A 6,411-nucleotide genomic window follows, 5' to 3' on the forward strand; every position below is an offset into this window, starting at 1 on the left:
GGGGTTGCGGCTAGTGCCAGCAACCCGGTTCAAGCCATAAGCGCAGGTTGAGAATCACCGCTACATCAGCGAAACTCGCCAGCCCGGCCTGCCGGGTGTCTCCGATCCTCAAGAAACGCAACGGACCTCATTGCCATGTCGATTAAAATGCTAGAAAAAAGTAACCCAGCGTCCTGGCTGACGGAGCTTCCCCCACTGGGCATGGACGCCAAGAGCATCACCACTGACTTTCGCCACTATTTCAGCCACACCCTGGGCCGCGACCGGCACGCCAAATATGCCAACTACATGTATGAAGCTTTGGCACTCACTTTGCGCGACCGGCTGTGGGAACGTTGGAAGAACACCCGCTATGCCTACGAGGCCGACGGTGGCGTGCGCCGGGCTTACTACCTGTCCATGGAATTTCTCATGGGCCGAGCGTTGAGTAATGCCATGCTCAATCTGGGGGTCAATGAACCCGTTAACAAAGCCCTCTATGAGATGGGTCTGTCCCTGGAAGAACTGGCCGAATGCGAAAATGACGCGGGCCTGGGCAACGGCGGCCTGGGTCGATTAGCGGCCTGTTTCATGGACAGTTGCGCCACGCTCCGCCTGCCGGTCGTCGGCTACGGCATCCGCTATGCCTACGGCATGTTCCGTCAGCGCATCGAAAACGGTTACCAGGTCGAAGAACCCGATCACTGGCTGCGCAGCGGCACCGTGTGGGATCTTGAGCGGTCGGAATATACCCAGCGCATCAAGTTCGGCGGCCGCACCGAAGGCTATCTGAAAGCTGATGGCGAGATGGGCTGGCGCTGGTTGGATACCTCCGATGTGCTGGCGGTGCCCTACGATGTGCCGATCCCTGGCTATCAGAATGGTACGGTCAATACCCTTCGGCTGTGGTCGGCGGCAGCAACCGACGAATTTGATTTTGAGGATTTCAACTCCGGTAGCTACACCGAGGCCGTCGGTTCCAAGAACATGGCGGAAAATATCACGATGGTGCTCTACCCCAACGACTCTACCGAAAGCGGTAAGGAGTTGCGGCTGCGCCAGCAATATTTCCTGGCTTCCGCCAGCCTGCAAGATGTCATCCGCCAATGGGTGCGGGTGCATGGCGAAGATTTCAGTCATTTTGCCGCCAAGAACTGCTTCCAGCTCAACGACACTCACCCCACCATCGGCGTGGCGGAATTGATGCGGATCTTGATGGACGAGCACGGCCTCAAGTGGGACGATGCCTGGGCGATCACCAGCAAGGTGATGGCTTATACCAACCACACCCTGTTGCCCGAAGCGCTGGAGCGCTGGCCGGTGTGGCTGTTCCGCAAGCTGCTGCCCCGCGTGCTGGACATCATCTATGAAATCAACGCCCGCTTCCTCGCCGAAGTGGCCCGCCGCTGGCCTGGCGACATCGACCGCCAGCGCCGCATGTCGCTGATCGAGGAAGGCTACGAACAGCAGGTGCGCATGGCCTATCTGGCCATCGTCGGCAGCATCTCGGTGAACGGCGTCGCCGCGCTGCACTCGGACCTGCTCAAGCAGGGGTTGTTCCGTGATTTCTACGAGCTGTGGCCGGACAAGTTTAACAACAAGACCAACGGCGTCACCCAACGCCGCTGGTTGGCCAGTTGCAACCCCGGCTTGAACAAGCTCATCACCGACACCATCGGGCCGGGCTGGGTGACTGAACTGAGCGAGTTGCGCAAGCTGATCCCGCACGCTGATAACGCCAAATTCCGAACCAAGTGGCGGCAGATCAAGCACGATAATAAAGTCCGGCTGGCGAGCCTGATCGAAGCCGATTGCGGCGTGGTGTTCAATACCGACGCTTTGTTCGATGTGCAGGTCAAGCGCATCCACGAATACAAGCGCCAGTTGCTCAACATCCTGAATGTCATTCATTTGTACGACCGCATCAAGCGCGGCGATACCGCGAACTGGACGCCGCGTTGCGTGCTGATCGGCGGCAAATCAGCACCCGGCTATTACATGGCGAAAGTCATCATCAAGCTGGTTAACAATGTTGCTAAGGTTATTAACGAAGACCCCACTATCGGCGACAAGCTGAAGATGGCGTTTTTACCCAATTATCGGGTCACGGCGATGGAAATTATCGCGCCCGGCACCGACCTGTCCGAGCAGATTTCCACCGCTGGCAAGGAAGCCTCCGGCACCGGCAACATGAAGTTCATGATGAATGGTGCAGTCACCATCGGCACCCTGGATGGCGCCAACATCGAAATCCGCGAGGAATGCGGCGATGACAATTTCTTCCTGTTCGGTTTGACCGCCCAGGAAGTCGAGGCGCGTCGCTCCAACTACGATCCGTGGGCCATCATCCATGGTGATGCTGACATCTCCCGCATCATGCACCTGCTGGAAAGCGCCCACTTCAATCAGTTTGAGCAGGGTATTTTCGATCCGATCATCCACTCACTGACCAGCCCCAACGACCCGTGGCTCACCATCGCCGATCTACGCGCCTACATTGACGCGCAAGCGCGTGTCGATAAAGCCTATAGGGATCAAGAGTTGTGGACCCGGATGAGCATCATGAACACTGCGACCAGCGGTAAATTCTCCACTGACCGCACCATGTTGGAATACAACTCTGAAATCTGGAAGCTCAAGCAGCTTCCCGAAATGCCGTTGACCTAAAGCCAGGTTCGCGCGACCCCAGAGGGTTCTGCCCGTCGGAATCCATGGGGCCGCGCGAGACCGCCAACCACCTTATCCCCCCAAAAGCGCTCATAGCGACCCATCACACATTCGGCCACTTCCCAGGCTCGAGTAAGATCGTATCCCGCCGGCCACCACGCCACTTGCAAAACAATCCCTCTTACCAAAAGATAAAGCATCTTAAAAAGTAAGGTTGCGACCTTGCCGACAGCGAACTTTGTCTACCGAGGCGCTGCCCTATCAGCGTGATCATCAGCACACCGATCTGAGGTACAGCATGGCCAAGCATTACGATCTCATCGCCATCGGCGGTGGCAGCGGCGGTCTGTCCGTGGCAGAACGAGCAGCCCGTTACGGCGCCCGCTGCGCCTTAATCGAGAGTGGCCGTCTCGGCGGTACTTGCGTCAATGTCGGTTGTGTACCGAAAAAAGTGATGTGGTACGCCGCCCATCTGGCTCACGCCCTCGACGATGCGCCCGGCTACGGCTTCCGGTTGGACTACTTTGGTTTTGATTGGAAGAAACTGAAAGCGGCCCGTGACCGTTTCGTGCAGGCAATCAGCGATGGGTATCAAGGCTACCTCACGGAAGCCGGTGTGGAATTGATCCGTGGTTTTGCTCGCTTTATCGACGCGCACACCCTAGACATTGCTGGCGAGCGCATCACTGCGGAGCATATTGTCATTGCCACCGGCGGTCGCCCGCAGATTCCTGCTCTGCCTGGCGCTCAATTCGGCATCAGCTCGGACGGGTTTTTCGAGTTGAACGCTTGCCCACCGCGCGTCGCCATCGCCGGCAGCGGCTATATCGCTGTTGAGCTGGCGGGCATGTTGCACACATTAGGATCGGAAGTCACCCTGTTGGTGCGTGGTGATGGGGTTTTGCGTCCCTTCGATGCAACGATCCGCGAACAGTTGCTGGAACGATTACGCGAAGATGGCATCAATGTGCTGACCCGCACCCAAATTCGCGCGGTCGCCCAGTTGGTTGGCGGCTCCCTGGATTTACATTGCGAAGGCCGGGCTGGTGCCTTAAACGTCGATACCCTCCTCTGGGCCATCGGCCGGACGCCCAATACCGACCAGCTTAATCTGGCGGCTGCGAGCGTGCGGATGAACCCGGACGGCACGATTCCCACCGATCCCTATCAAGCCACCAACATCCCCAACATTTACGCCCTGGGCGACATCACCGAGCGCTTTCATTTGACACCGGTCGCCGTCGCTGCTGGCCGGCGCCTCGCTGATCGTTTATTCGGTCAACAACCGGAGCGTCGCTTGCCCTATGAAAATATTCCCAGTGTGGTGTTCAGTCATCCGCCGGTTGGCACCATCGGCTTGACTGAAGCGCAGGCACGAGAACAATACGGCGATGCGGTTCGGATTTATCAGACCCGATTCCGGCCTATGTACCACAGCTTCACTGCCCGCCCAACCGATACGTTGATGAAATTAGTCTGTGTCGGGCCGGAAGAAAAAATCGTCGGTTGTCATCTGATCGGTGAAGGTGTTGACGAGATGCTGCAAGGCTTTGCCGTCGCTATCCGCATGGGCGCGACTAAGCGCGACTTTGACGATACCGTCGCCATTCATCCGACCAGTGCCGAAGAGCTGGTGACGATGCGCTGAGCTGTGGAAACCGAGTCTTTCAGACGACCGCCGAGAGCCGACCATGCCAATTCGTACTTTTGAGCAGCATACGCCGCGCATCCACCCAAGTGCTTTCATTGACGATACCGCTGTGGTGATCGGGGATGTTGAAATCGGCGAGGATAGCTCGGTCTGGCCGTTGTGCGTGGTGCGCGGCGATGTGCAAAGCATCCGCATCGGCGCCCGGACCAGCGTTCAGGATGGCACCATCATCCACGTCACGCATGACAGCCACTTTTGTCCAGGTGGGCAAGCAACGCGGATCGGCAACGATGTCACGGTTGGCCACAAGGTGATCTTGCACGCCTGCACGGTCGAAGATTATTGCCTAATCGGTATGGGCGCTATTGTGATGGATAAGGCGGTAGTCGGCAGGCAGGTTATTGTCGGCGCCGGCAGTGTCGTACCGTCAGGGAAAGAGTTGGAAAGCGGCTTCCTTTATGTCGGTAGCCCCATCAAGCAAATCCGCCGCTTGAATCCTCGTGAGCTGGAGTTTCTGGCGTATTCCGCTCAGAACTATCGACGGCTGAAAAATCGGTATGGAGAGGGATCATGACGGGGAATGAAACTATTGCTGCCCTTGGTTTGAACCCGGAGGCTCTACACGCCGGCCCATAGTTTGAACTTAATGTGCTTCGCAGCATGGGCGAAGTCATGATCTGTGGTGAGGAGTGTCAGCTCGAATCGACTACAAAGTTGAATGAGCAATGCGTCAATAGTGCCAAGCTGAACACCCGCTCGACGACAGGAATTTCTGAGTTCGGCAGCAGCAATGTGATCTTGTCTGTCGGGCTGAATCAACGGTAAAGCACCAAACCGCTCGATGATCATTGAAGCGGCCTTCGGCCCTGAGAAGCCTTGTAGGAGTTCCTGCGAAACCAGACCTGTAGTTACTACAGACTCCGAACCATCAAGCGCACTTAAGAGATACTTGACGGTAGGGTTGTCACTCTGACCATTGCGGCGGAGAGCGAGAGACCAAACGCTCGTGTCAACGAGGAGCGTCATGGCCGCGAGCGTTCAGCCTTGTAGTCGAACGTTTCGTCCCACTCCAGCTTGCCGAACAATTCCGCGACCTTCTTCTGCTCCCTGCGAGCGAGAAATTCCTTGAGCGCAAGGGTGACTGCTGCCTTCTTAGTGGGTTCGCCGCTGACAGCGAGGACCCGATCAAGCAGATCGGGATCTAAAGCGAGGTTGGTAGCCATGAGGTTCTCCTTGTGTAGCACTTTACACAAGGGGTAAACAGTGGGCAAGGAGTCGTCTTTCCACTGCCCCGCGAGGAGCGAAGCGAATGGAGCGGGATCGGCGGAAAGCACCAAGAGTAAGGCGGGCACGGCCCGCCTTTTTACGCTGTCAGATGGACGATCAAGGTGGGCGGTGCCCACCCTACCCGGCTGCATTGCCACATAATCCCACCCTCAATTATTTTAATATCTCCAACTTAACGATAACATCACCGACATGAGTGATACGAACTAGCAATCCCTCTTTAATAGGACCACCATTAGCGTTAGAGTTATTAAATCCATTAGTCACAATACCCTCTGAATATCTAAAACAAGTAGATTGAACACAAAATCTTTCCATTTTATGTCCACCCAGAGGCATAGGCTTGAAATTTTCAACTTTTCCCTCCACCCTTTCCACATATCCTTTTTTAACCGAATCAATAAGATAAGCATATTCCCCATAGGTTGAATAAAATGCACTAAAAGTCCATAAAATACTGAAGCCAAACCAGAGAAATGGAAGGGCTTTCCTAGAACGATTCATATTTCCATCGAAAAGAAAAACCTTATTTCTAGAAGAAAAAAGAGCGATACCCACTACAATAAAAACCAGCCCAAACGCTGGAAAAAACCAGGCTTTATAGCCTGAGTCTAAAATATCGAAAACAACGTAATAATTCCCCATTTTCGATACCGAGATTAGCTGCAAAAATAGTTACAATCTTCTTCTCAAATTTAATAATTCATCTTTTCAACACCGGCGTTAAAAACCATCCGATTACCCACAATTTTCAACATGCTGTAATATATTGATATTTTGACGAGGTCGTGATGAGTTGGGTAGTCCGGGAACTGGGGATGTGGAAT

The 6,411-nt window shown here is 55.1% G+C and carries 6 protein-coding genes; 3 read left to right on the forward strand and 3 right to left on the reverse strand.

The window, feature by feature from the left end; all coding sequences use genetic code 11:
• Positions 1 to 135 precede the first annotated feature (135 nt).
• From BN873_RS14355 to BN873_RS14365, 3 genes are all read left to right on the forward strand, one after another.
• Entirely contained in the window at positions 136 to 2,646 is a 2,511-nt protein-coding gene (locus BN873_RS14355; RefSeq protein WP_048675058.1) for a glycogen/starch/alpha-glucan phosphorylase, read from the forward strand.
• 298 nt (positions 2,647 to 2,944) lie between these two features.
• Positions 2,945 to 4,294: a glutathione-disulfide reductase gene (gene gorA / locus BN873_RS14360; RefSeq protein WP_048675061.1), complete on the forward strand. Its 1,350-nt coding sequence runs from the start codon at positions 2,945 to 2,947 to the stop codon at positions 4,292 to 4,294.
• A gap of 43 nt (positions 4,295 to 4,337) precedes the next feature.
• Positions 4,338 to 4,871: a gamma carbonic anhydrase family protein gene (locus BN873_RS14365; protein ID WP_048675064.1), complete on the forward strand. Its 534-nt coding sequence runs from the start codon at positions 4,338 to 4,340 to the stop codon at positions 4,869 to 4,871.
• 44 nt (positions 4,872 to 4,915) lie between these two features.
• On the opposite strand, the gene vapC is transcribed toward BN873_RS14365, so the two are convergent.
• The 3 genes from vapC to BN873_RS14380 all read right to left on the reverse strand — a co-directional run bounded on the left by vapC (position 4,916) and on the right by BN873_RS14380 (position 6,229).
• Positions 4,916 to 5,323: a type II toxin-antitoxin system VapC family toxin gene (gene vapC, locus BN873_RS14370; RefSeq protein WP_048675069.1), complete on the reverse strand. Its 408-nt coding sequence runs from the start codon at positions 5,321 to 5,323 to the stop codon at positions 4,916 to 4,918.
• On the reverse strand, positions 5,320 to 5,520 hold the full coding sequence (locus BN873_RS14375) for a type II toxin-antitoxin system VapB family antitoxin (RefSeq protein WP_048675104.1): 201 nt from the start codon (positions 5,518 to 5,520) through the stop codon (positions 5,320 to 5,322). Before BN873_RS14375 ends, vapC begins: the two co-directional genes overlap by 4 nt.
• 217 nt (positions 5,521 to 5,737) lie before the next feature.
• The gene (locus BN873_RS14380) at positions 5,738 to 6,229 is read right to left on the reverse strand and encodes a hypothetical protein (protein WP_139031735.1); all 492 of its coding nucleotides are present in this window, start codon (positions 6,227 to 6,229) and stop codon (positions 5,738 to 5,740) included.
• Positions 6,230 to 6,411: the final 182 nt, after the last annotated feature.

Source organism: Candidatus Competibacter denitrificans Run_A_D11 (assembly GCF_001051235.1).
In the GTDB taxonomy this organism is placed as follows: domain Bacteria; phylum Pseudomonadota; class Gammaproteobacteria; order Competibacterales; family Competibacteraceae; genus Competibacter_A; species Competibacter_A denitrificans.